This is a genomic window from Streptomyces sp. NPDC002754, assembly GCF_053592315.1.
In genome coordinates this window covers 83,980-107,463 of sequence record NZ_JBSFVM010000018.1, presented here as the reverse complement: position 1 = coordinate 107,463, position 23,484 = coordinate 83,980, and the positions used below count along the sequence as shown (strand labels likewise).

General features: G+C 70.9%; 21 protein-coding genes. 11 read left to right on the top strand and 10 right to left on the bottom strand.

What is annotated here, in order from left to right:
• The first annotated feature begins 84 nt into the window (after window positions 1–84).
• From ACWD2L_RS28540 to ACWD2L_RS28525, 4 genes are all read left to right on the top strand, one after another.
• Entirely contained in the window at window positions 85–249 is a 165-nt protein-coding gene (locus tag ACWD2L_RS28540; RefSeq protein WP_073494871.1) for a DUF4177 domain-containing protein, read from the top strand.
• Window positions 246–716, top strand: coding sequence for a RidA family protein (locus ACWD2L_RS28535; RefSeq protein ID WP_351334459.1), 471 nt, complete (start codon window positions 246–248; stop codon window positions 714–716). Before ACWD2L_RS28540 ends, ACWD2L_RS28535 begins: the two co-directional genes overlap by 4 nt.
• Before the next feature lie 132 nt (window positions 717–848).
• Complete coding sequence (locus ACWD2L_RS28530) at window positions 849–1,751, top strand: NUDIX hydrolase (protein WP_351334457.1); 903 nt, start codon at window positions 849–851, stop codon at window positions 1,749–1,751.
• Window positions 1,748–2,578 carry an MBL fold metallo-hydrolase gene (locus ACWD2L_RS28525; protein WP_351334454.1) on the top strand — a complete coding sequence of 277 codons (831 nt, stop codon included), beginning with the start codon at window positions 1,748–1,750 and terminating at the stop codon, window positions 2,576–2,578. Before ACWD2L_RS28530 ends, ACWD2L_RS28525 begins: the two co-directional genes overlap by 4 nt.
• 89 nt (window positions 2,579–2,667) lie before the next feature.
• Here ACWD2L_RS28525 and ACWD2L_RS28520 read toward each other — a convergent pair whose 3' ends face one another.
• Together ACWD2L_RS28520 and ACWD2L_RS28515 are read right to left on the bottom strand one after the other, a co-directional pair.
• A complete protein-coding gene (locus ACWD2L_RS28520) occupies window positions 2,668–3,561 on the bottom strand; it encodes a sigma-70 family RNA polymerase sigma factor (RefSeq protein WP_351334452.1) in 894 nt (297 codons plus the stop codon).
• A 126-nt stretch (window positions 3,562–3,687) separates the two neighbouring features.
• On the bottom strand, window positions 3,688–4,362 hold the full coding sequence (locus ACWD2L_RS28515) for a Crp/Fnr family transcriptional regulator (RefSeq protein WP_164258843.1): 675 nt from the start codon (window positions 4,360–4,362) through the stop codon (window positions 3,688–3,690).
• Window positions 4,363–4,793: 431 nt separating this feature from the next.
• On the opposite strand from ACWD2L_RS28515, the gene nth reads away from it, so the two are divergent.
• The 3 genes from nth (at window position 4,794) to ACWD2L_RS28500 (ending at window position 7,720) form a co-directional block, all read left to right on the top strand.
• Window positions 4,794–5,654 carry an endonuclease III gene (nth, locus tag ACWD2L_RS28510; RefSeq protein WP_351334450.1) on the top strand — a complete coding sequence of 287 codons (861 nt, stop codon included), beginning with the start codon at window positions 4,794–4,796 and terminating at the stop codon, window positions 5,652–5,654.
• Between the two features lie 86 nt (window positions 5,655–5,740).
• A complete protein-coding gene (locus ACWD2L_RS28505) occupies window positions 5,741–6,448 on the top strand; it encodes an NUDIX hydrolase (RefSeq protein WP_351334480.1) in 708 nt (235 codons plus the stop codon).
• A 72-nt stretch (window positions 6,449–6,520) separates the two neighbouring features.
• Window positions 6,521–7,720, top strand: coding sequence for a MarP family serine protease (locus tag ACWD2L_RS28500; protein ID WP_351334448.1), 1,200 nt, complete (start codon window positions 6,521–6,523; stop codon window positions 7,718–7,720).
• Window positions 7,721–7,741: 21 nt separating this feature from the next.
• Here the strand turns inward: ACWD2L_RS28500 and ACWD2L_RS28495 are convergent, their stop codons facing one another.
• The 6 genes from ACWD2L_RS28495 to ACWD2L_RS28470 form a co-directional block, all read right to left on the bottom strand.
• Entirely contained in the window at window positions 7,742–7,927 is a 186-nt protein-coding gene (locus ACWD2L_RS28495; RefSeq protein ID WP_351334445.1) for a hypothetical protein, read from the bottom strand.
• Window positions 7,928–8,031: 104 nt separating this feature from the next.
• Window positions 8,032–8,985, bottom strand: coding sequence for an alpha/beta fold hydrolase (locus ACWD2L_RS28490; protein ID WP_351334443.1), 954 nt, complete (start codon window positions 8,983–8,985; stop codon window positions 8,032–8,034).
• Window positions 8,982–9,491, bottom strand: a complete 510-nt coding sequence (locus ACWD2L_RS28485) for a phage holin family protein (protein WP_351334441.1) — start codon at window positions 9,489–9,491, stop codon at window positions 8,982–8,984. Before ACWD2L_RS28485 ends, ACWD2L_RS28490 begins: the two co-directional genes overlap by 4 nt.
• An 88-nt stretch (window positions 9,492–9,579) precedes the next feature.
• Window positions 9,580–10,983 carry a Na+/H+ antiporter NhaA gene (gene nhaA / locus ACWD2L_RS28480; RefSeq protein ID WP_351334438.1) on the bottom strand — a complete coding sequence of 468 codons (1,404 nt, stop codon included), beginning with the start codon at window positions 10,981–10,983 and terminating at the stop codon, window positions 9,580–9,582.
• Between the two features lie 215 nt (window positions 10,984–11,198).
• On the bottom strand, window positions 11,199–13,169 hold the full coding sequence (gene acs / locus ACWD2L_RS28475) for an acetate--CoA ligase (protein ID WP_351334436.1): 1,971 nt from the start codon (window positions 13,167–13,169) through the stop codon (window positions 11,199–11,201).
• Between the two features lie 172 nt (window positions 13,170–13,341).
• Complete coding sequence (locus tag ACWD2L_RS28470; RefSeq protein ID WP_351334434.1) at window positions 13,342–15,735, bottom strand: bifunctional SulP family inorganic anion transporter/carbonic anhydrase; 2,394 nt, start codon at window positions 15,733–15,735, stop codon at window positions 13,342–13,344.
• 338 nt (window positions 15,736–16,073) lie between these two features.
• On the opposite strand from ACWD2L_RS28470, the gene ACWD2L_RS28465 reads away from it, so the two are divergent.
• On the top strand, window positions 16,074–17,381 hold the full coding sequence (locus tag ACWD2L_RS28465) for a polysaccharide deacetylase family protein (protein WP_351334431.1): 1,308 nt from the start codon (window positions 16,074–16,076) through the stop codon (window positions 17,379–17,381).
• An 18-nt stretch (window positions 17,382–17,399) separates the two neighbouring features.
• On the opposite strand, the gene ACWD2L_RS28460 is transcribed toward ACWD2L_RS28465, so the two are convergent.
• On the bottom strand, window positions 17,400–18,380 hold the full coding sequence (locus ACWD2L_RS28460) for an ATP-binding protein (RefSeq protein ID WP_351334429.1): 981 nt from the start codon (window positions 18,378–18,380) through the stop codon (window positions 17,400–17,402).
• A gap of 101 nt (window positions 18,381–18,481) precedes the next feature.
• On the opposite strand from ACWD2L_RS28460, the gene ACWD2L_RS28455 reads away from it, so the two are divergent.
• Window positions 18,482–19,306 (top strand): Fic family protein, encoded by an 825-nt coding sequence (locus tag ACWD2L_RS28455; protein WP_351334426.1) that lies wholly within the window; start codon window positions 18,482–18,484, stop codon window positions 19,304–19,306.
• Window positions 19,307–19,698: 392 nt separating this feature from the next.
• On the opposite strand, the gene ACWD2L_RS28450 is transcribed toward ACWD2L_RS28455, so the two are convergent.
• Window positions 19,699–20,550 carry an HAD family hydrolase gene (locus tag ACWD2L_RS28450; RefSeq protein ID WP_351334424.1) on the bottom strand — a complete coding sequence of 284 codons (852 nt, stop codon included), beginning with the start codon at window positions 20,548–20,550 and terminating at the stop codon, window positions 19,699–19,701.
• Window positions 20,551–21,119: 569 nt separating this feature from the next.
• On the opposite strand from ACWD2L_RS28450, the gene ssd reads away from it, so the two are divergent.
• Window positions 21,120–22,199, top strand: a complete 1,080-nt coding sequence (gene ssd, locus ACWD2L_RS28445) for a septum site-determining protein Ssd (protein WP_351334421.1) — start codon at window positions 21,120–21,122, stop codon at window positions 22,197–22,199.
• Window positions 22,200–22,272: 73 nt separating this feature from the next.
• A complete protein-coding gene (locus tag ACWD2L_RS28440) occupies window positions 22,273–23,436 on the top strand; it encodes a TadA family conjugal transfer-associated ATPase (RefSeq protein WP_351334418.1) in 1,164 nt (387 codons plus the stop codon).
• The last annotated feature ends 48 nt before the right edge of the window (window positions 23,437–23,484 follow it).

Here is a 23,484-nt window from a genome sequence, read left to right as displayed (position 1 = left end):
ATTCGAGCCTAACCAGTAGGTCGGACATCCACGCAGCAGCCTCCGGAACGCTTCGGCCATGTCCGGACGGATACAGTCGGCCCCATGGCAAAGAAGTGGGAATACGCGACCGTGCCGCTCCTCGTGCACGCGACGAAGCAGATCCTGGACACGTGGGGCGAGGACGGCTGGGAGCTGGTCCAGGTCGTGCCGGGGCCGAACAACCCTGAGCAGCTGGTGGCCTATCTGAAGCGCGAGAAGCAGGCGTGAGCGGCGTCGTCGACGCACGGCTCGCCGAGCTCGGCCTGACCCTGCCGCCCGTCGTCCCTCCGGTCGCCGCGTATCAGCCGGCCGTGCAGTCCGGCATGTACGTGTACACGGCCGGGCAGCTGCCCATGGTCGACGGCAAGCTGCCGCTGACCGGCAAGGTCGGCGACGAGGTCACCGACGAGCAGGCCAAGGACCTGGCCCGTACCTGCGCGCTGAACGCGCTGGCGGCCGTGAAGTCCGTCACCGGTGACCTGGACCGCATCGCGCGCGTGGTGAAGGTCGTCGGCTTCGTCGCCTCCGCCACCGACTTCACCGGACAGCCCGGCGTCATCAACGGCGCGAGCGAGCTGCTCGGCGAGGTCCTCGGCGACAAGGGCGTGCACGCGCGCAGCGCCGTGGGCGTGGCCGTGCTGCCGCTGGACGCGCCGGTCGAGGTCGAGATCCAGGTGGAGCTCACCGAGGTGTGAGCCGCTGACGTACGCGTGTGTGCGTACGCGTAGATGTACGCGTAGGCGTACGGGTTCGTGATCGAGGGGCCGTCCGATCTTGGTTTCGGGCGGCCTCTCGAACATCCGGCCGCCAGCGGTTAGCCTCCGGCCATGGCAAATGGGCAGTGGTATCCCCCTGAGTGGCCGGAACGCATCCGCGGCCTCGCCGCCGGCACGCTCACGCCCGCGACGCCGCGCAGGGCGGCGACGGTGATGCTGCTCAGAAACATCGAAGACACCGCAGGCGCCAAGGGCGTCGAGGTGCACATGCTCCGCAGACGTACGTCGATGAAGTTCGCGGCCGGCGCCTACGCGTATCCGGGCGGCGGCGTCGACCCGCGCGACGACGACCGACTGGTGCGCTGGGCGGGCCCCACGCGCGCGCAGTGGGCCGAGCGGCTCGGCGTGCCCGAGCTGGAGGCCCAGGCGATCGTCTGCGCCGCCGTGCGGGAGACGTTCGAGGAGGCGGGCGTGCTGCTCGCCGGGCCGACCCCGGACACCGTCGTCGACGACACGACGGGCGAGCGGTGGCAGGCCGACCGGCAGGCGCTGATCGACCGGGACCTGTCCTTCGCCGGGTTCCTGGAGAACCGTGGCCTGGTGCTGCGCTCCGATCTGCTCGGCGCGTGGGCCCGCTGGATCACCCCCGAGTTCGAGCCGCGCCGCTACGACACGTGGTTCTTCGCGGCCGCGCTCCCGGCGGGCCAGCGCACCAGCGACGACTCCTCCGAGGCCGACCGCACGGTGTGGATCACTCCGGGGCGGGCCGCGGCGGAGTACGACCGGGGCGAGCTGACGATGATGCCGCCGACGATCGCGACGCTGCGCACCCTGGAGGCGTACGGCGAGGTGCGTGACGCCCTCGCGGGGGCGGCGGGGCGCGACCTCACTCCCGTACTCGCACAGGCGCGCATGGAGGAGAACGAGCTGGTGCTGTCCTGGCCGGGGCACGACGAGTTCACCAAGCACATCCCGACCGGGAAGCGCGACAGCGACGGGGGAGCAACCTCATGACCGAAGCCGCGGCCCTGCCGGGCCAGCCGCGCGGCGGGGTCCTCTCGGGCCCCGCCACCGCCCGCGCGGTCAACGTCCTGGCGCCCAACGCGTCCGCGATGACCCTCGACGGCACCAACACCTGGATCGTCGCCGAACCGGACAGCGACCTCGCCGTCGTCATCGACCCCGGCCCGCTGGACGACGAGCACCTGCACGCCGTGCTGGACATCGCCGAGAAGGCGGGCAAGCGGGTCGCGCTCACCCTCCTCACGCACGGGCACCCGGACCACGCCGAAGGGGCGGGCCGGTTCGCCGAGTTGACCGGGACGAAGGTGCGGGCGCTCGACCCGGCGCTGCGGCTCGGCGACGAGGGGCTCGCCGCCGGTGACGTGATCACCACGGGGGGCCTGGAGATGCGCATCGTGCCGACGCCGGGGCACACCGCGGACTCGCTGTGCTTCCATCTCCCGGCCGATCAGGCCGTATTGACGGGTGACACCATCCTCGGGCGCGGCACGACCGTGGTCGCCCACCCGGACGGCCGCCTCGGCGACTACCTGGACTCGCTGCGCCGGCTGCGCTCCCTGGCGGTCGACGACGGGGTGCACACGGTGCTGCCGGGCCACGGCCCGGTCCTCGAGGACGCCCAGGGCGCCGTCGAGTTCTACCTGGCGCACCGGGCGAACCGGCTCGCTCAGGTGGAGACGGCCGTCGAGGAGGGGTACGCGGCGGCCTCCGAGGTCGTGGCGCACGTGTACGCGGACGTGGACCGGTCGTTGTGGCCCGCGGCCGAGCTGAGCGTGCGGGCCCAGCTCGACTATCTGCGGGAACACGGGTTGATCTAGAGCGCCCATTCAAGCCCCCGCGGCGATTGGGCGGCGGGGTCCGGGGCAGAGCCCCGCGACCGCACCCCACGCCGGGCCCAAGGCGCGGGTCACTCGCCGCGGGGGCCCACCCACCCGATGCCCAGCGCGGCGAGGCGCGGCGGGTCCGCGATGATGTCGACGCCGACGACCTTGCCGTCCCGGAACGTGAAGGCGAGTACCGCGACGACCTGGCCGCGGGGCGCCTGCACGATGCCGAGGCCGTCGCCGACGAACGCCGGGTAGGCGGCCTGCGCCAGCTTTCCGTAGAAGGCGGCCTGCTTGGCCACGGCCAGGCTGCCGCGGAGGATGCCGGAGGCGGTGCCGCCGCCCGCGTCGACCCGCAACAGGACGTCCGGGTCGAGGAGTTCGAGCAGCGCCTCGAAGTCACCCACGCGCGTGGCGGCGAGCCAGGCGTCGACGACCTCGCGCTGCCGCGCCAAGGAGGCGCCCGGCGGCACGGTCGAGCCCTGCACGCGGCGGCGCGCCCTGCTCGCCAGCTGCCGGGTCGCCGCGGGGGTGCGCTCCACGATGGGGGCGAGGTCCTCGAACGGCACCGCGAACATGTCGTGCAGTACGAAGGCGAGGCGTTCGGCGGGCGCGAGGGTGTCCAGGACGACGAGCAGCGCGAGCCCGACGGAGTCCGCGAGTTCGGCCTCGTGGACGGGGTCGGCGGGACGGACCACCGGGTCGGGCACGTGGGTCTCGGCGGCCCCGTCCTCCAGAGGGTCCTCACGCCGCGCTGTACGGGCCCGCAGCATGTCCAGGCAGATCCGCCCGACGACAGTGGTCAGCCAGCCGCCCAGGTTCCGTACGTCGCCGCTCTCGGCCCGCTGGAGCCGCAGCCACCCCTCCTGCACGGCGTCCTCGGCCTCGCTCAGCGAACCGAGCATCCGGTACGCCACGGAGCGCAGCCGCCCGCGCTCTGCCTCGAAACGGGTGACGAGATCGGACGGCTGTGTCATGAGTGGCTCCCCTGTGCGTCTCTTCGTAGAGGCGTCTCTTCGTAGACGGGTACCGCTTTTTGTGCCACTACGTAGACGGGTCCCGCCACGAGGTGTGGCGGGACCCGTCAACGTAGGCGTGTGGTGTCAGCGCGAGCGCTTCGCGAGGCGCTCCACGTCCAGGAGGATCACGGCGCGGGCCTCCAGGCGGAGCCAGCCGCGGCCGGCGAAGTCCGCGAGCGCCTTGTTGACCGTCTCGCGGGAGGCGCCGACCAGCTGGGCCAGCTCTTCCTGCGTCAGGTCGTGCACGACGTGGATGCCTTCCTCGGACTGCACGCCGAAGCGGCGCGACAGGTCGAGGAGTGCACGGGCCACGCGGCCGGGCACGTCGGAGAAGACCAGGTCGGACATCTGGTCGTTGGTCTTGCGCAGGCGCCGGGCGACGGCCCGCAGCAGGGCCGTGGCGACCTCGGGCCTGACGTTCAGCCAGGGCTGCAGGTCGCCGTGGCCCAGGCCGAGGAGCTTGACCTCGGTGAGGGCGCTGGCGGTGGCGGTGCGCGGTCCCGGGTCGAACAGCGACAGCTCGCCGATCAGCTCGCCGGGGCCGAGGACGGCGAGCATGTTCTCCCGCCCGTCGGGGGAAGTGCGGTGGAGCTTCACCTTGCCCTCGGTGACCACGTACAGGCGGTCTCCGGGGTCGCCCTCGTGGAACAGGGCGTCGCCGCGTGCGAGGGTCACCTCACTCATGGAGGCGCGGAGCTCCGCGGCCTGCTCGTCATCGAGCGCCGCGAAGAGCGGGGCGCGCCGCAGAACGTCGTCCACGAGTTTCTCTCCTATGTCGCCTGCATCGGGAGTGGGCCCGATCGAATCGACCGGATCGCCCCGGTTGTCGATCATTTTCACTGCCCATTTTGCCGGACGGTCCAAACAGTGTGATCAGTCACTCGTACACAAGTCTGCCGCACCCGCGCCACAACCCGAGGGGGAGGGGGCCAATCGTGGAGCGATCCAGTGGCTTCGGGGCGGATGTCAGTGCCGGGCTTTAGGCTGGCCGAGTGTTCAAAAAGCCGGTGAGAGCGCAGGCGAAGGGGGTCGTGACGGTGGCGGACGATCTCGATTCCGCTGTGGGCGAACAGGCGCAGAAAGGTGCCCCTGAGGCCGTGACCAGGGCGCTGATGGCGTCCCCGGTGAGCGTGATCGGGGCCGAGCCCGTACTGAAGTCCGTGTCCGCACAGGGGAAGGCCGCCTAGCCGATGTCCGCGCCCGCGAAGAAGCCCACAGCGAAGAAGTCGGCGGCCCCCGCGCGGGCCGCCGCGAAGAAGACGGCCGCACGCCCCGAGACGCACACGGCGCTCGTGCGGCGTGCGCGGAAGATCAACCGGGAGCTCGCGGAGGTGTACCCGTACGCCCACCCGGAGTTGGACTTCGAGAGCCCCTTCCAGCTCCTGGTGGCCACGGTCATGTCGGCCCAGACCACGGACCTGAGGGTCAACCAGACGACGCCGGCCCTGTTCGCCAAGTACCCGACCCCCGAGGACCTGGCCGCGGCCAACCCGGAGGAGGTCGAGGAGCTGATCCGGCCGACCGGCTTCTTCCGCGCCAAGACCCGCTCGATCATGGGCCTGGCCAAGGCGCTGAGCGAGGGCTTCGGCGGCGAGGTGCCCGGCCGCCTCGAAGACCTGGTCAAGCTGCCCGGCGTGGGCCGCAAGACGGCCTTCGTGGTGTTGGGGAACGCGTTCGGGAGGCCCGGAATCACCGTCGACACACACTTCGGCCGCCTGGTCCGCCGCTGGAAGTGGACCGACGAGACGGACCCGGACAAGGTCGAGGCGGCCGTCGGCGCGCTCTTCCCGAAGAGCGACTGGACTCAGCTGAGTCACAACGTGATCTTCCACGGCCGCCGCATCTGCCACTCCCGCAAGCCGGCCTGCGGCGCCTGCCCGATCGCCCCGCTCTGCCCGGCGTTCGGGGAGGGGGAGACGGACCCGCAGAAGGCGGAGAAGCTGCTCAAGTACGAGAAGGGCGGCTTTCCCGGCCAGCGCCTCAAGCCCCCGCAGTCCTACCTGGACGCGGGCGGCCTCCCGGCGCCGCCCCTGGCCGGCCGGGAGACGTGACGGACCGCATCGGAGGGCATTCGGGGGCCTCGGGCCCAGCACACCGCGAGGGGGCGGCGATGAAGCACGTGAGCGAGATCGGCGGGATGAGCGGCGGGGCGCAGGGGTCGGGTTCTCCGCCGCCCTCCGACGTGACGCTCCGGACCGAGGGGCTTCCCGCCTGGCTGGACCCCGTGGCCCACGCCGCCGCCACGGTCCGTGGCGAGCAGCTCAGCCGTTTCCTGCCGCCGGAGAGCGGTGCCGGTCGGCAGTCCGCCGTGCTGGTCCTGTTCGGCGAGGGGGAGCGCGGGCCCGAGCTATTGCTCATGGAGCGCTCGGGCTCGCTCAGATCCCATGCGGGCCAGCCCTCGTTCCCCGGCGGCGCCCTCGACCCGCAGGACGGCGACCCGCTCGCCGCGGGCCCGCTGCACGCCGCCCTGCGGGAGGCGTGGGAGGAGACGGGCCTCGACCCCGGCGGCGTCCAGCTCTTCGGCGTGCTGCCGAAGCTGTACATCCCGGTGAGCAGCTTCGTCGTCACGCCCGTACTGGGGTGGTGGCGGGTGCCCTCACCCGTCGCGGCGGTCGACCCGGCGGAGACGGCGCGGGTCTTCACGGTCCCCGTGGCAGATCTCACGGACCCGGAGAACCGGGCGACGACGGTCCACCCGAGCGGGCACAGGGGCCCCGCCTTCCTGGTGGAGTCGGCGCTGGTCTGGGGGTTCACCGCGGGCGTGATCGACCGGCTGCTGCACTACGCGGGGTGGGAGCGCCCCTGGGACCGATCAAAGACGGTCCCACTCGATTGGCGGTCGTGACAGGGTGGACGCCGTGAATCACGAGCACAGGCCGACTGGGACGAGGCGAGATGCAAGGCGGGGCGTGAATCGGTGAACGTGCTGGACTTCCTGCTGCTCGCCGCGGTCGTGTGGTTCGCGATCGTCGGCTACCGCCAGGGTTTCGTCGTCGGCATCCTGTCGGTGATCGGCTTCCTCGGCGGCGGACTGGTCGCGGTCTACGCGCTGCCTCTCCTGTGGGACGCGATCACCAGTGACGCGGAAGTCACCACGACCGCCGCGGTCGTCGCCGTGGTCGTCGTGATCGTCTGCGCCTCCGTCGGACAGGCCTTCACGACGCACTTGGGCAACAAGCTGCGCAGGTACATCACTTGGTCCCCGGCCCGCGCGCTCGACGCGACGGGCGGCGCGGTGGTGAACGTGGCGGCGATGCTCCTGGTCGCCTGGCTGATCGGTTCCGCGCTGGCCGGCACCACGCTGCCCACGCTCGGCAAGGAAGTACGCAACTCGAAGGTGCTGCTGGGCGTTTCGCAGGCGCTGCCCACACAGGCGGACACCTGGTTCGCGGACTTCTCCTCGACCCTCGCGCAGAACGGGTTCCCGCAGGTCTTCAGCCCGTTCGCGAACGAACCGATCGCCGATGTGAAGCCGCCGGACCCGGCACTCGCGGGCAGCCAGGTGGCGCGGAGCGCGAAGCGGTCCATCGTCAAGGTCGTGGGCCAGGCGCCCAGTTGCGGCAAGGTCCTCGAGGGCACCGGCTTCGTGTTCTCCGACCGCCGCGTGATGACGAACGCGCATGTGGTCGGCGGTGTCGACGAACCCACCGTCCAGATAGGCGGCGAGGGCGTGAAGTACGACGCGAAGGTCGTGCTCTACGACTGGAAGCGCGATATCGCCGTCCTGGACGTGCCGGCCCTGAAGGCGCCCCCGCTCCAGTTCACGGAGACCGACGCGCAGCGCGGCGGCGGCGCGATCGTCGCGGGCTTCCCGGAGAACGGCGCGTACGACGTCCGCCCCGCGCGCGTACGCGGCCGCATCACGGCGAACGGCCCGGACATCTACCACCGCGGCACCGTGCGCCGCGATGTGTACTCGCTGTTCGCGACGGTCCGTCAGGGCAACTCCGGCGGACCGCTGCTCACTCCGGGCGGCCAGGTCTACGGCGTGGTTTTCGCCAAGTCGCTCGACGACTCGGAGACGGGCTACGCGCTGTCGGGCGACGAGATCCGGACCGACATCGCGCGAGGCCGCGCGGCGAACCAGCAGGTCGACACGGACGCCTGCGCGCTGTAGTCCGCGGTGGTGGAAGGGCGTTCAGCCCCGACTGCCGTGCCGGATCCGCGCGGACACCCACCGGGCGCGGCGCCGCAGAATACGAGGAATGCCCAGTCGGGGATCGTGCGCCGACCAGCCGTCCGGCGCCCCCCTCTGGGGAGAGCCCAGCGTCATCGCTGGGCGGCGATTGCGTGCTGCGTCACTGTAGTCGTGCGTCCAGCCCATACCCCGACGTGTGCCCCTGCCCCATGGTCGGTAACCGCCCTCACGCTCCCCAAATCGGGTTATGCGCCAGGCAATTGGCCGTTCGAGGAACACACGTTCCCGGCCTACCGGTCGGGCTCGGGATCCTTCAGCCAGTTGACCAGTTCCTTCGAGAACGCCGCGGGGTCCTCCTCGTGCGGGAAGTGGCCGAGGCCGTCGAAGAGGCGCCAGCGGTACGGGGCTTCCACGTACTCGCCCGAGCCCGCCGCGCTGCGCGTGCGCATCACCGGGTCGAGGGAGCCGTGCACATGCAGCGTCGGCACCCGCACGGGGCGCTTCATCCGCCGGTTGAACTGGATCCCGTCGGGGCGCGCGAGCGAGCGCACCATCCACCGGTACGGCTCGATCGAGCAGTGCGCGGTCGACGGGATGCACATGGCCTGCCGGTACGTCCGCACGGCCGCGTCGTCGGGCTGGTGCGGCCCCGACCAGTCCCGGACCAGCTTGCCCACCAACTCGCCGTCGTTCGCGAGGAGCTGACGCTCGGGCAGCCAGGGACGCTGGAAGCCCCAGACGTACGAGCCCGAGCGCGACTGCCGGTAGTCCGCCAGCATCGCCGCGCGCCACCGGCGCGGATGCGGCATCGAGGAGACCACGAGCCGGCGCACCAGCTTGGGTCGCATCACGGCCGCGGTCCAGGCGAGATACCCGCCGAGGTCGTGGCCGACGAGCGCCGCGTCGGGCTCGCCGAGGGAGCGGATCACGCCCGTGACGTCGAGCGCGAGGTTCGCCGGGTCGTACCCCCGCGGCGTACGGTCGCTGCCGCCCACTCCGCGCAGGTCCATCGCGACGGCCCTGAAGCCCGCGTCGGCGAGCGCGGCGAGCTGGTGCCGCCACGTCCACCAGAACTGCGGGAAGCCGTGCAGGAGCAGGACCAGCGGCCCGTCACCCATCTCGGCGATGTGGAAGCGCGCGCCGTTGGCCGCGACGTCCCGGTGGGTCACCTTGTGCCCGCCGGGGACGTCGAGGAGCACGAAGGACGCGGGCGGCTGAGCCGAAGGAGTGGCGGGGTCCGTCATGCAGACGAGCGTGCCACAGCTTCGATGGCCTTCGTGTCATGCCCGTCCACGCTCACCTCACGGGGGTGCGGCTTGGCGTTCTGCAGTACGCCCGCCGTCTCCTTGAACGAGGCGGCGGTCTTCTGCGGGCCCTTGCCCTGCTTGGCCTTCTTGGCGAAGACGACGCCGACGAGCGCGAGCAGCAGGAAGATGATCACGCTCGCGGCGAAGGAGAGCAGGAAGCACCAGGCCATGTTCCAGCCGCCGTCGCCGTTGAACCCGCCGGTCCACGCGTTGATCCCGTACGCGAGCGCGAAGCTCAGCATCGGCAGCGAGAAGGTCAGGACGACCACTCCCGCGATGAACGCGCCACCGCTGGTCGCTCCGCGCTTCACGTCCGTTTTCAGCTGCGCCTTGGCCAGCGCGATCTCGTCGTGCACCAGCGCGGACATCTCGGCCGTCGCCGATGCGAACAGCTGGCCGACGCTGCGTTCGGCGCCGACCGGGTTGTCGTCGGGTGCGCTCATCGCGTACTCCCCTGTTCTTCTGTAGAAGCTCTTCTTTGGAACCTTGTAGCAGCTCCGTATGCGCGTACTGCGCCGATTCTCCGTCAGATCATGCCGGACGCTCGTCCTCGCCGCCTGCCCCGGCCGCCACTTGCGCAAGCCTCCGGTGTTCCGCGGCTTTCCGCTCGTAGATCTCGGCCATCCGAAGGTGGTACTCCGGATCGCCCACCTCGTAGATGTCCGGGACCCCGGAGAGGTCCTCGTCGCGCTCCTCGGCCTCCCACAGGGCCCGGTACTTGGCGTTCCGGATCTTCAGCAGCACGCTGGAGATGACCGCCGCGATCAGCGAGCCCACCAGCACGGACGCCTTGACCTCGTCCGTCAGCAACGGGTCGTCGGTGAAGGCGAGTTCCCCGATGAGCAGCGAGACCGTGAAGCCGATGCCGGCGAGCGAGGCCACCGCGAACACGTCGGGCCAGGCCAGTTCGTCGGAGAGCGAGGCCTTGGTGAACCGGGCGGTCAGCCACGTACCGCCGAAGATCCCGAGGGCTTTGCCGACGACGAGCCCCAGCACCACGCCCAGCGTCTCGGGCTTGGTGAATACGTCGCCCAGGGCCCCGCCCGACACCGCGACACCGGCACTGAACAGCGCGAACAGCGGCACCACGAGCCCCGCGGAGAGCGGCCGCACCACGTGCTCGATGCGCTCGCCGGGCGACCGCTCCTCGCCGTCCTCCCGGTGGCAGCGCAGCATCAGGCCCATGGCGACACCGGCGATGGTGGCGTGGACGCCGCTGTTGTACATCAGCCCCCAGATGACCAGGGCGAGCGGTACGTAGATGTACCATCCGCGCACCCGCTGCCTCAGCAGCAGCCAGAAGACGGCGAGGCCGAGGAACGCGCCGCCGAGCGCGGCGAAGTTCAGGCCGTCGGTGAAGAAGACCGCGATGATCAGGATCGCGAAGAGGTCGTCGACGACGGCGAGGGTCAGCAGGAACGCGCGCAGGGCGCTCGGCAGCGAGGTGCCGATGACGGCGAGGACGGCGAGCGCGAAGGCGATGTCGGTGGCCGTCGGCACGGCCCAGCCGGACAGCGAGCCGCCGCCGGTCGCGTTGACGATCACGTACACGATCGCGGGCATGGCCATGCCGCACAGAGCGGCGACGACCGGCAGCGCGGCGGCCTTGGGATCGCGCAGGTCACCCGCGACGAGCTCGCGCTTGAGTTCGATGCCGGCGACGAAGAAGAAGACGGCGAGCAGCCCGTCGGCGGCCCAGTGTTCGATGGAGAGGTCGAGGCCGAGCGCGCCCGGCCCCAGGTGGAAGTCGCTGACGGCCTCGTAGCTGTGGTGCAGGGCCGGGATGTTGGACCAGACGAGCGCGGCGACCGCGGCGACGAGGAGCAGGACACCGCCGACGGTCTCGGTGCGCAGCGCGTCGGCCACGAAGGTCCGCTCGGGCAGCGAGAGCCGGCCGAGTGCCTTTCGGTCCTGCTTGTTCTTGGGCGCGCTCACGGGTGGGACCTCCGGTCGGGTACGGCTGACTGCGTTGCCGACCAGACTTCCCGGCGCACCTATTGGATCCTGTCGGATCTCTGTCGCGTCGTTGACGCGACTTTTACCCTACAGGGTGCCCCGGTCTCCTTGGCGATCTTCACCTTACGTACGAAACGGGCATCCGGCGCGCTCGCCGGATGCCCGTTCCCTTGGCCGTGTGGGCCGTACGCGGATCAGTCGTCGCTGGACGCCGACGGCAGCTCCGCCTGGATCAGGTCCATCACGGAGGAGTCGGCGAGCGTGGTGACGTCGCCCACCGCCCGGTTCTCCGCGACATCGCGCAGCAGGCGGCGCATGATCTTGCCGGAGCGCGTCTTGGGCAGCTCGGCGACCGGCAGGATCCGCTTGGGCTTGGCGATCGGGCCGAGCACGGTGCCCACGTGGTTGCGGAGTTCCGCCACCAGCGACTCGTCCTGGGCGTCCGCGCTGCCGCGCAGGATCACGAAGGCGACGATAGTCTGACCGGTCGTCTCGTCGGCGGCGCCGACCACGGCGGCCTCGGCGACGGCCGGGTGCGCGACGAGCGCCGACTCGACCTCGGTGGTCGAGATGTTGTGCCCGGAGACGAGCATGACGTCGTCGACCCGGCCGAGCAGCCAGATGTCGCCGTCCTCGTCCTTCTTGGCGCCGTCACCGGCGAAGTACTTGCCCTCGAAGCGGGACCAGTACGTGTCGATGAACCGCTGGTCGTCGCCCCAGATGGTGCGCAGCATCGATGGCCACGGCTCGGTGAGGGCGAGATAGCCGCCCCCGCCGTCGGGCACCTCGTTCGCCTCGTCGTCGAGGACGGTCGCCGAGATGCCCGGCAGTGCGCGCTGGGCGGAGCCCGGCTTGGTCTCGGTGACGCCCGGCAGCGGCGAGATCATGATCGCGCCGGTCTCGGTCTGCCACCAGGTGTCCACGACGGGGCACTTGTCGGCGCCGAAGTGCTTGCGGTACCAGACCCAGGCCTCGGGGTTGATCGGCTCGCCCACGGAGCCGAGCACGCGCAGGCTGCTCAGGTCGAACTTCGCGGGGATCTCGTCGCCCCACTTCATGAACGTACGGATCAGCGTCGGTGCCGTGTAGAGGATCGTGACGCCGTACTTCTGCACGATCTCGGGGATCCGGCCCTGGTGCGGGGTGTCCGGGGTGCCCTCGTAGATGACCTGCGTCGCGCCGTTCGAGAGCGGGCCGTACGTGATGTACGAGTGTCCCGTGACCCAGCCGATGTCGGCCGTGCACCAGTAGACGTCCGTCTCCGGCTTGAGGTCGAAGACCGCGTGGTGCGTGTACGAAGCCTGCGTCAGGTAGCCGCCGGAGGTGTGCAGGATGCCCTTCGGCTTACCCGTCGTGCCCGACGTGTACAGGATGAAGAGCGGCTGCTCGGCGTCGAAGGCCTGCGGCGTGTGCTCGGCGGACTGGCGGCCGACGAGCTCGTGCCACCAGACGTCACGGCCCTCGGTCCACGCCACGTCCTGCTTGGTGCGCTGGACGACGAGGACCTTCTCGACTCCCTGCACGCTGCTGACGGCCTCGTCGACCGCGGGCTTGAGCGCGGAGGGCTTGCCGCGCCGGTAGCCGCCGTCGGAGGTGATGACGACCTTCGCGTCGGCGTCCTCGATGCGCTTGGCGATGGCGTCTGCCGAGAAGCCGCCGAAGACGACGGAGTGCGCGGCGCCGATGCGCGCGCAGGCGAGCATCGAGATGACGGCTTCCGGGATCATCGGCAGGTAGACGGCGACCCGGTCACCGGTCTGAACTCCCAGCTCGGTCAGGGCGTTCGCGGCCCGGCTGACCTCGTCCTTGAGCTCGGCGTAGGTGATCGCGCGGCTGTCGCCGGGCTCGCCCTCGAAGTGGATGGCGACGCGGTCGCCGTTCCCCGCCTCCACGTGGCGGTCGACGCAGTTGTACGCGACGTTGAGCTTGCCGTCCTTGAACCACTTGGCGAACGGCGGGTTCGACCAGTCGAGGGTCTCGGTCGGCTCGGTGGCCCAGGTGAGGCGGCGCGCCTGCTCGGCCCAGAAGCCGAGCCGGTCAGCCGTGGCCCGCTCGTACGCTTCCGCCGTGACGTTGGCGTTCGCGGCCAGGTCAGCGGGCGGCGCGAAGCGTCGCTCCTCCTTAAGAAGGTTGGCCAGGCTTTCGTTGCTCACGACATCTCCCATGCAGTGTTTGTGCCGGAGGCGACCGTTGTGTCCCAGGCCACAGCTCATCAGACCGCGACCCCTGGTGACAAGGGGGGTCCGCGAATTGGTTTAGACCTGTACGCGTAGGGCTCCCGACCAGGTCGGGAGCCCTACGGTCTCATCTGTTGCACGCAGGCGGGGGAGGGTTGGTTCAGGCTCGCGTGGCGCTGCCTTCGTCGAGGGTGCCGTCGAGGGCGGTGGCCGCTACCTGTCCGAAGACCGGGTCGGCCTCCGCGAGCAGATACGCCTGCGCCTCCCCGACGTGGAAGTACATGCCGTGCAGTTCGAGCGCGCCCCGCTCCAGGGCGCGCGCCACGCACTCGTGCTCCCGCAAGTGCTCCAACTGCTGGACGACATTGGTCAGGCAGAGCTGCTCGGCCGCGTCGGCGGGCGCCCGCCCCGCGAGCCGCGCCCAGGGCAGCCCCGCGTCGGACATCCGCGCCAGGCTCGGCATCCCGTGCCGCAGCCAGCGCTTGAGCGGGGTGAGCGCCCCGTGGCCGTCCGGGGGGCTGCTCAACAGCGCCTGCATCGCCCCGCATCCGGAGTGCCCGCACACGGTGATCGACTGCACCTCGAGGACATCCACGGCGTACTCGATGGCGGCCGCCACCGAGTCGTCCCCGCTCTCGGCGCCGGGCAGGGGCACGAGGTTGCCCACATTCCGTACGACGAAGAGATCGCCGGGACCGCTCGACGTGATCATCGACGTGACGAGCCGGGAGTCGGCACACGTCAGGAACAGCTGCGTGGGCTGCTGCCCCTCGCGTGCGAGCCGCGCCAGCTCCTCGCGCACCAGCGGGGCCGTATTGCGCTGGAACGCGCTGATCCCGCTGGCCAGTTGGTGCCCGCCGGCGCGCCGCGGCACGGTCGCCTCGGGCGTCGCCGACCGGTCGTGCGACTCGTGCGAGGGGCGGTCGCAGTGGTGGTTGCGCCACGGTGTCCAGGGCCGGCAGCAGGTGTGGCTCGCACGCGCGGGTTCGGCGATCCTGGCCCCTCCCCGCCCGGCGATCTCGACCTTGCCGCCCTGCGTGGTGTGCGACTTCTGCCAGTCCTGCAGCGCCTCGTACGCGGCGTGGTCCATGAAGGACCCGTCCAGCTCCACGACACAGCTCGCTCCGTGCGGCACCTGGTGCAGGGTCCGGCTGAGCCGGGGCACCGCGAGGAACGTCAACTGCCCGCGTACGCGCACGTGGTGGACGCCGCGGGAGTCCACCTCGTGCGTGATGCGGGTGCGCGCGAGGCGGTGCAGGGCGACGGCGACCGCGACCGCGACCCCGAGCCCGACGCCTTCGAGCACGCCGAGGACGACGACGCCGAGGGTGGTGACCGCGTACACCAGGACCTCACGGTGGCGGGTGACCGTGCGGATGTGGTTCAGCGACACCATCTGGATGCCGACCGCCATCACCAGGGCGGCGAGCGCGGCGAGCGGGATCAGCTCCAGGACGGGGACCAGGAGCAGCGTGGCGGCTACTACCCAAACGCCGTGCAGCATCGAGGAGTTCCCGCTCACGGCGCCCGCGTTCACGTTCGCCGTGCTGCGCACCGCGACCCCGGCGACGGGCAGCCCGCCGAGCGAGCCGGAGACGATGTTCGACGCGCCCTGCGCGAGCAGCTCCCGGTCCAGGTTCGAGCGGCGCATCGAGGGCGGCAGGTCCGAGCGCTTGGCGGTCATCTTGTCCACGGCGACCGCCCCGAGCAGCGACTGCACGCTGCACACGAGCGTGGTCGTCAGGACCGCGGCGACAATGCCGAGCACGGGCCCTTCCGGCAGCCCGGCGAGCGCGTGGCTGCTCCAGGAGGGCAGATCGACCTCGGGCAGGCTGAGCCCGAGAAACGCGGCGGTCACGCTCGCGGCGGTCACGGCGATGAGTGCGGCCGGCACCTTGCGGGCGAAGCGGCCGATCCGTCCCGGGATGCGCGGCCACGTGAGCAGCACGGTGATCGTGAGCACGCTGACGCCCAGCGCGGCGGGCTGCGCATCCGCCAACTGCCCTGGCAGGGAAGCCACGTTGGCGAGCACGGAGCTGTCGGGGGAGCCACCGAGCACGATGTGCAGCTGGGCGACGGCGATGGTGACACCGATGCCGGCGAGCATGCCGTGCACGACGGCGGGGCTGACGGCGAGGGCGGTGCGGGCCACCCGGAGGCAGCCGAGGCCGAGTTGGGCGATTCCGGCGAGGACGGTGATGGCGCAGGTGGTCCGCCATCCGTAGCGCTGGATCAGCTCGGCTGTGACGACGGTGAGGCCGGCGGCGGGCCCGCTGACCTGGAGCGGCGCTCCGCCGACGCAGCCGGCGACGATGCCGCCGGCGGCGGCGGCGACGAGCCCCGACTCCAGGGGCGCGCCGGTCGCGAGGGCGATGCCCAGGGACAGCGGCAGGGCGATGAGGAAGACCGCGACGGACGCGGAGAGGTCGGCTCCCGCGATGCGGAAGCGGCGGGGCGCGGGCGGTGGAGGTGGACTGTGGGCGGTGCGGGCGGCGCCCGAGGGCTCGCTCGGCCGGTCGGAGTCACTGGTGTGGGTGGGGACGCAGGCTGACATGGTTCCCGTCTCCTCAGGGGTGCAGCGCGGTCGCGGAATGTGGGGTGACCCCTGAGTGGTGGGTGGGGTCGATCGCGGCCGTGGTTCACGGCGTGCAGCGGCGGGATGGAAATCAACGCTCGGTAAATGAATCGTAATGCAGAGTAAAGATTGTGGACGGATTAAAGGGGCGAATGGGGCAGGGGTTCACTCTCGGTAGTGAATAAGAATCCTGGTCGGCTTGTCGGACTAATTCGGTTCGGCTCTCGTGCCACGGTGACGGCGATGTCCGTGCATAACGGGCATTTCTCTCATGTCACCGCCACACAAGCCGACTCCAGGAAGAAGGTGGGCGGAAGATGGCCGCCACCCACAGGACTGCCGCCAAGCGGCTCGCCGCGGGCATCACCGCCGTCGCGGCGTGCGCCGCGGCACTCGCCGGATGCGCCACCGGGGAAACCGGCGGATCCGGCGAGCACCCCTCCGTAAAGATCAAGTCCCACCAGGGCGCTCCCGGCCCGAAGAAGGCCAAGCCGGGCAGCGCGATCCGGCTCATCGGCGACGGCTCGACCTCGTACACCGGGCGGCAGCCGAATCTGCCACGGGCCGAGCGCCTCAGACCGGGGCAGAAACCGCCGCAGTTCGTGATCTTCTCCTGGGATGGTGCGGGCGAGGACAGCCAGAAGCTCTTCTCGCACTTCCGTAAGGTCGCGAAGGCGAACAACGCGACCATGACGTACTTCTTGAGCGGCGTGTACCTGCTCCCGGAGGGCAAGGCGGACAAGTACCACGCGCCGCAGCACTCGGCCGGCCGCTCGGACATCGGCTTCAACGACGCCAAGGGAATCAAGGACACCGTCGAGCAACTGCGCGGCGCCTGGCTCGAGGGCAACGAGATCGGCACCCACTTCAACGGCCACTTCTGCGGCAAGAACGGCGGGGTCGGCCAGTGGTCGGTCGCCGAGTGGAAGAGCGAGATCCAGCAGGCCAAGTCGTTCGTGAAGGGCTGGAGGACGAACTCGGGCCTGAACCGGTCCGCTCCGCTGCCCTTCGACTACGACAAGGAGCTCATCGGCGCCCGCACCCCCTGCCTCGAGGGCAAGGACAACTTCACGCGCGCCGCGAGCGAGCTCGGCTTCCGCTACGACACCAGCGGCGTCAACAACCAGGTCTGGCCCAAGAAGAAGAACGGCCTGTGGGACCTCTCCATGCAGCTCGTCCCGTTCAAGGGCCACTCCTACGAGCAGCTGACCATGGACTACAACTTCATGGTCAACCAGTCCGGCACGGCGACCCAGGGCGATCCCGCGAAGCGCGAGTACTGGGGTGACCAGATGCGCGACAGCCTGCTCGCGGGCTTCGACCGCGCCTACAAGGGCAACCGCGCGCCGCTCGTCATCGGCAACCACTTCGAGTCCTGGAACGGCGGCACCTACATGCGCGCCGTCGAGGAGACGGTCGAGCGGGTCTGCAAGAAGCGCGATGTCCGCTGCGTCTCCTTCCGGCAGCTCACCGACTGGCTCGACGCCCAGGACCCGAAGACCCTGAAGAAGCTCGGGGGCCTCGGTGTGGGCGAGGGCCCGAAGCAGAGCTGGGCGTCCTACCTCGGCGGCAAGCCGGCCCCGGCCCCGAAGGGGGTCCCGGGAGCCCCGGCCGCCAAGTCGTAGGCACTGTCCGGCACTTGCTCAGGCAGTGGCCGTGACGCTCTCCCGTAGGACGAAGCCGGGGTCGACCTGGGACGCCAGGTCCGCCCCGGTTTTTTCGTTGCCCCAGCTCTGGGCGTTCTTCAGGTGGAAGTGCACCATCTGGCGCGTGTAGCGCTCCCAGTCGCGGGCCTCGTACGTGGCGTCGGCCGCGTCCTGGAGCGCCTGCAGGGAGGCCTTGTTGGGCGCCTCCAGGAGGTCGAAGCGCGGCGGGCGGCCCTTCTCCATGGCGCGCACCCAGTCCGAGTGCCCGACGGTGACGAGCAGGTCCTCGCCGACCTCGGAGCGCAGGAACTCCAGGTCGTCCGCATCCCGCACCTTGTTGCCCACCACCCTCAGGTCGATTCCAAAATCCCGCGCGTACTCCTTGTACTGGCGGTAGACCGAGACACCCTTGCGGGTCGGCTCCGCGACCAGGAACGTCATGTCGAAGCGGGTGAACATGCCCGAGGCGAAGGAGTCGGAGCCCGCGGTCATGTCGACCACTACGTACTCACCCCGGCCGTCGACGAGGTGGTTCAGGCACAGCTCCACCGCTCCGGTCTTGGAGTGGTAGCAGGCGACACCGAGGTCGGCCTCGGTGAACGGCCCGGTGACCATCAAACGCACGGCCTGGCCGTCGAGTTCCACATCGCGGGCGCAGGCGTCGTACACCGGATTGTTCTCGCGCACCCTGAGCAGCCGCGAACCCTCGCCGGGCGGCGTGGTCTTGATCATGGTGTCGGCGGAGGTGATCCGCGGGTTCGAGCCGCGCAGATAGTCCTTGATCAGGGGCAGCCGGGCCCCCAGCGCAGGCAACTCGCCCGCGACGCCCTCGTCGAGCCCGAGCGCGGCCCCGAGGTGCTGGTTGATGTCGGCGTCGACGGCGATGACCGGGGAACCGGTGCCGGCGAGGTGGCGGATGAACAGTGAGGACAGCGTGGTCTTGCCACTGCCGCCCTTCCCCACGAAAGCGATCTTCATGTTCACAAAGGGTATCCGTACGGTCGCTGTTCGTGTCGATGTGGCGTGAAGAAGACCACTCCTTCGTGGGGCGGCGCCGGGTGGCCCGTAGGGTCGAACTCATGAGTACGACAGCCGACCCCCTTGCCGCCCTGGCCGATCTGCCGGGCGTGGCCGATTCCGTTGACTCCGTGCGCAAGGCTGTGGACCGGGTCTACGGGCACCGGGTCATGCGGCGTCGCAGCAACGAGATCACGTCCGAGGCGGCGCTGCGCGGGGCACGCGGCAGCGCGGCGCTCTCCGGCGCCGACTGGCCGCTCGAAGAGGTGCGCAGGCGTACCGACTTCAGTGGCGGCGACGGCGACAAGGAGGCGCCCACGGTCGGCGCGGCGCTGAGGCTGACCGCCGAGGCCGGTCAACTCCTCTCCATCTGGCGGCAGTCGCCCCTGCGGGTGCTCGCGCGCCTGCACCTGGTCGCGGCGGCCGACAAGAGCGACGCGGTGGGTCGGCCGCGGCTCGCGGGCGAGCCGGTCGACGAGCCGCTCGTCGAACTCCCGGTGCCGGACGCCGAGGAGGTGGCGGGCCGCCTGGAGGGGCTCTCGCAGCTGATGATCGCCGAGAGCGCCGCACCGGCCCTGGTGAACGCCGCCATCGTGCACGGCGAGCTGCTCGCCCTGCGCCCCTTCGGCTCGCACAACGGCCTGGTGGCGCGCGCCGCCGAGCGGGTCGTTCTGGTGGGCAGCGGCCTCGACCCGAAGTCCGTCTGCCCGGCGGAGCTGGGCCACGCCGAACTCGGCCGGGCGGCCTACGCGGCCGCACTTGACGGCTATGTCTCCGGTACGCCGGAGGGGATGGCGGCCTGGATCACCCACTGCGGCAAGGCGATCGAGCTGGGAGTCAGGGAGTCGACGGCCGTCTGCGAGGCGCTGCAGCGCGGCGCCGCGTAGCAGAAAAGGCCCGAAAAAAAGCCCGGAAAAAAGCCCGGGCAAAGGGGTGCGGCGGTACGAAGGCTCGTACCGCCGCTGGCATGTCCACTGGGTTACCAAGCGTCCTCGGAATATTGCCCATCAGGTCGGGTTCTTTGCCCGTCGCCTGGTGCGGCTGGCCCGTAATCGACGGGTCGACGTCGCGTGGGTGCCCGGTGTTCATGCATCGGTCCGTGGGGCCTGATTGCGGTTGAAGGTGTCCTCTCGGATGTCCTTGGTCTCGCGGGCCGTTGAATCCTTTGTACTCCTCCCCTGGGGGAAGCGGAAGCCCTGACCGCACTTCTTTACTTTTAGGTTCAAATGGGGCGAACGAGCGGACTGTCGGCGGTACTAACTGTCGGCGGTACTAGGTACTAATGGGTGCCCGTCGTCGCGCGCCGTCGGCTCGCGTACCAGACCAGTCCGGCCGTCACCGCCGCCGCGCCGACCCCGGCCGCCGCGAGCAGCGCGGGCCGCGAGGGCGCTGACAGATGGGGCAGGCGCTGCTTGAGCCGGACCGGCTTGTTGAAGTCGAGGATCGGCCACCCGCGCGCGAGTGCCTCGCGGCGCAGCGCACGGTCCGGATTGACGGCATGGGGATGCCCGACCGAGCTGAGCATCGGCAGGTCCGTCGCCGAGTCGCTGTACGCGTGGCAGCGCGCCAGGTCGTACCCCTCCGAGCGCGCCAGTTCCTTGATGGCCTCCGCCTTCGTGGGCCCGTACGCGTAGTACTCCACCTCGCCCGTGAAACAGCCGTCGTCGCCCACGACCATGCGGGTGGCGATCACCCGGTCCGCGCCGAGGAGCTCGCCGATCGGCTCGACGACCTCGGCGCCGGATGTGGAGACGATGACCACATCGCGTCCGGCGGTGTGATGTTCCTCGATGAGGGACGCCGCCTCGTCGTAGATGATCGGGTCGATCAGGTCGTGCAGGGTCTCGGCGACGATCTCCTTCACCTGCCGTACGTTCCAGCCGCGGCACAGCGCCGAGAGGTACTCGCGCATCCGCTCCATCTGATCGTGGTCGGCGCCCCCGGCGAGGAAGACGAACTGGGCGTACGCGGTGCGCAGTACGGCCCTGCGGTTGATCAGCCCGCCTTGGTAGAACGACTTGCTGAAAGTGAGAGTGCTGGACTTGGCGATGACCGTCTTGTCCAGGTCAAAGAACGCCGCTGTACGGGGCGTGGAGTGAGGCAAGGAGTGGTTTTCCACGGGGCCGAGCATAGGCGCCAACCATTCGGCGTAAGCTGTGGCGCGTGGGTTTGCTTGAGAAGGCTCTCGGGTACACCATGGAAGTCACGGATCGTTCGCGACCGTGCTAACCCGGTCTGGCTCCTCCCCCCCCCGAGTCGGACCGTGGGGACGACCCCCGCTCTCCCCCCCGGCGGGGGTCGTCGCATGTCCGGACCCGTTTTCGGGTCCTTTTTTCATGCCCGAACAGGGGGTTTAGAAGGCTCGCGCGCCTCGGTCCGCGCATCGAAGGATCCTCACGCTGAGTAACCGTCGGGCTGCTCTGCGGACCGTTCCATGCCTGGTTCGCAGTGTCACTGGTATGGGTGACGGGGATATTCACAAGCCTTCTCGCGTCCACAGTTATTGACCAAGATCCCCACGATTTCCGGGATCGCTGCACGGTGATTCCACACGCGAAGTTCAAGTCCGTGTTCATGGCCGGTTTGTTATGGCCGGGCTGTGGCGGATGGGCGGTATTCGGCGCCTTGGGCACCGCCGACTTCACGTGTGGAACGGGTCGTCCGCAGGGGCGGGCGAGTGTGGCGAGAGGGGACCGGACCATGGCGGAAGTCATCGAGTGCGACGGGCGGGACGTGCGACGCGCTCCGTTGATCGTGACGGAGGACGTGCAGCTGCTGGACGATCTGCTGCGCCTGTGCGCGGCGGCGGGCGTGCGGCCCGAGGTCGGGCACGGGGCGCCGGTGGGCGCGGAGGGCTGGGGTGGCTGGGAATCGGCGCCGCTCGTGCTGGTCGGGGACGACGCCGCGCGGCGGTTGCGCGGGGTGTCCCGACGGCGTGGCGTGATCTTGGTTGGGCGCGATCAGGACGATTCCGGGGTGTGGCGGCGGGCCGTGGAGATCGGCGCCGACCATGTGCTCGTCCTGCCGGACGGCGAGCAGTGGCTGATGGACCGGATCGCCGATGTCGCCGAGGGGGTGGGGCGGCCCGCCCTGACCGTCGGGGTGCTCGGTGGCCGCGGCGGGGCCGGGGCCTCCACGCTCGCCTGCGCACTGGCCGTGGCGTCCGCGCGGTCGGGCCGGAGGACCCTTCTGGTCGACGCGGACCCGCTCGGCGGCGGGCTCGATGTGCTGCTCGGTGGCGAGGCGGTGGACGGGCTGCGCTGGCCGGCCTTCGCGGAGTCGCGCGGCCGGGTCGGCAGTACGGCCCTGGAGGAGTCGCTGCCCCGGCTGCACGACCTGCGGGTGCTCAGCTGGGACCGCGGGGATCTCGCGACGGTGCCCTCGGAGGCCGTGCGGGCGGTGCTCGCGGCCGGGCGGCGCAGGGGCGGGGTCGTCGTGGTGGACCTGCCGCGCCGGGTCGACGCCGGATCCGTCGAGGCCCTGGCCCAGCTCGACTTGGGACTGCTCGTGGTGCCACCGGAGCTGCGGGCCGTGGCGGCGGCGCGTCGGATGGCGGGGGCGGCGGGGATGGTGCTGCGGGACCTGCGGGTGGTGACGGTGCCCGCGGGCGGCACGGGAGGCCTCGCGGCGGACGAGGTGGCACGGCTCGTCGGGCTGCCACTCGTCGGCGAACTGCCCGCGGACACCGAGGTGTTGAAGAGCGGCGGGCCGCTGGGGCGGTTCTGCGGGGCGTTCTGGGAGCGGATGCCGGTGGCGGCGGTGGAGGGGGAGGCGGCGTGAATCGGGAGGGCGTGGTGGTGGTCGGTGTGTGTGGCGAGTGGGCGGTCGAGCGGTGGGTGTGGGGAGGGGTGTCATGAGTGCGGTGGTCGGGGCGCGCATGTTGGACGGCGTACGGCAGTGGCTTGCCGAGACGGGGTCGGAGGCGACGCCCGCGCGCGTGGCCGAGGCGCTGCGGGCGCAGGGGCGGATCCTGGGCGATGCCGAAGTGCTGGGCGCAGCAGGCAGGTTGAGGTCGGAGCTGGTGGGCGCGGGGCCGTTGGAGCCGCTGCTCGCCGACCCTTCGGTGACGGACGTCCTGGTGTCGGCTCCGGACAAGGTGTGGGTCGACCGGGGCGGCGGCCTGGAACGGGCCGATGTGGCCTTCGAAAGCGCCGCCGACGTACGGCGGCTGGCGCAGCGGCTCGCGGCCGTCGTGGGGCGCCGCCTGGACGACGCGCGGCCGTGGGTGGACGCCCGGCTGCCCGACGGGACCCGGCTGCACGCTGTGCTGCCACCGATCGCGGCGGGCTGCACCTGCCTGTCCCTGCGGGTCGTGCGACCCCGGGCGTTCACGCTGGAGGAGTTGACGGCGGCGGGGACGGTGCCGCCTGGTGGCGATCGGGTGCTGCGGGCGCTGCTCGACGCGCGGCTTTCGTTCCTGATCAGCGGCGGTACGGGCACGGGCAAGACGACGCTGCTGAGCGCGCTGCTCGGCCTCGTGGGCCCGGGGGAGCGGATCGTCCTGGCCGAGGACTCCGCCGAGCTGAGGCCGGATCACCCTCATGTCGTCCGGCTCGAATCGCGCCCCGCGAACCAGGAGGGCGCGGGGGCCGTCGGCCTCGACGACCTGGTCCGGCAGGCGCTGCGGATGCGGCCCGACCGGCTCGTGGTGGGCGAGGTGCGCGGCGCCGAGGTGGTCTCGCTCCTGGCCGCCCTCAATACGGGCCACGAAGGCGGTTCCGGCACGGTCCACGCCAACGCGGCGAGCGATGTCCCGGTGCGTCTGGAGGCGCTGGGGACGGCGGCGGGCCTCGACCGGGCGGCGCTGCACAGCCAGTTGGCGGCGGCGGTCAGCGTGGTGCTGCATCTCGTACGGGACCGGGGCGGGCGGCGCCGTATCGCGCAGGTCCGGGTGCTGGAGCGGGACGCGGAGGGCTGGGTGCGGGCGGTACCGGCGCTGGAGTGGGGCGAGCGGGGGTTTGTGGAGGGCGCGGGGTGGGCGCGGCTCGGTGGGTTGTTGGGGGTGCGGTTGGGGTGAGGGGTTGCCGGGGCCGGCAGGGCTGGTGGCGAAGGAGTGCGGGTCGGT

What these genes read in the sequence shown, in the direction of transcription:
- ACWD2L_RS28530 (WP_351334457.1), top strand. Translation starts at nt 849, where the DNA reads ATGGCAAATGGGCAGTGGTATCCCCCTGAGTGGCCGGAACGCATCCGC.
- ssd (WP_351334421.1), top strand. Translation starts at nt 21,120, where the DNA reads ATGGCGGAAGTCATCGAGTGCGACGGGCGGGACGTGCGACGCGCTCCG.
- ACWD2L_RS28470 (WP_351334434.1), bottom strand. Translation starts at nt 15,735, where the DNA reads ATGTCAGCCTGCGTCCCCACCCACACCAGTGACTCCGACCGGCCGAGC.
- ACWD2L_RS28525 (WP_351334454.1), top strand. Translation starts at nt 1,748, where the DNA reads ATGACCGAAGCCGCGGCCCTGCCGGGCCAGCCGCGCGGCGGGGTCCTC.
- acs (WP_351334436.1), bottom strand. Translation starts at nt 13,169, where the DNA reads ATGGGAGATGTCGTGAGCAACGAAAGCCTGGCCAACCTTCTTAAGGAG.
- ACWD2L_RS28485 (WP_351334441.1), bottom strand. Translation starts at nt 9,491, where the DNA reads ATGAGCGCACCCGACGACAACCCGGTCGGCGCCGAACGCAGCGTCGGC.
- nth (WP_351334450.1), top strand. Translation starts at nt 4,794, where the DNA reads ATGTCCGCGCCCGCGAAGAAGCCCACAGCGAAGAAGTCGGCGGCCCCC.
- ACWD2L_RS28465 (WP_351334431.1), top strand. Translation starts at nt 16,074, where the DNA reads ATGGCCGCCACCCACAGGACTGCCGCCAAGCGGCTCGCCGCGGGCATC.
- ACWD2L_RS28505 (WP_351334480.1), top strand. Translation starts at nt 5,741, where the DNA reads ATGAGCGGCGGGGCGCAGGGGTCGGGTTCTCCGCCGCCCTCCGACGTG.
- ACWD2L_RS28540 (WP_073494871.1), top strand. Translation starts at nt 85, where the DNA reads ATGGCAAAGAAGTGGGAATACGCGACCGTGCCGCTCCTCGTGCACGCG.
- ACWD2L_RS28495 (WP_351334445.1), bottom strand. Translation starts at nt 7,927, where the DNA reads ATGGGCTGGACGCACGACTACAGTGACGCAGCACGCAATCGCCGCCCA.
- ACWD2L_RS28440 (WP_351334418.1), top strand. Translation starts at nt 22,273, where the DNA reads ATGAGTGCGGTGGTCGGGGCGCGCATGTTGGACGGCGTACGGCAGTGG.
- ACWD2L_RS28460 (WP_351334429.1), bottom strand. Translation starts at nt 18,380, where the DNA reads ATGAAGATCGCTTTCGTGGGGAAGGGCGGCAGTGGCAAGACCACGCTG.
- ACWD2L_RS28450 (WP_351334424.1), bottom strand. Translation starts at nt 20,550, where the DNA reads ATGCTCGGCCCCGTGGAAAACCACTCCTTGCCTCACTCCACGCCCCGT.
- ACWD2L_RS28490 (WP_351334443.1), bottom strand. Translation starts at nt 8,985, where the DNA reads ATGACGGACCCCGCCACTCCTTCGGCTCAGCCGCCCGCGTCCTTCGTG.
- ACWD2L_RS28520 (WP_351334452.1), bottom strand. Translation starts at nt 3,561, where the DNA reads ATGACACAGCCGTCCGATCTCGTCACCCGTTTCGAGGCAGAGCGCGGG.
- ACWD2L_RS28455 (WP_351334426.1), top strand. Translation starts at nt 18,482, where the DNA reads ATGAGTACGACAGCCGACCCCCTTGCCGCCCTGGCCGATCTGCCGGGC.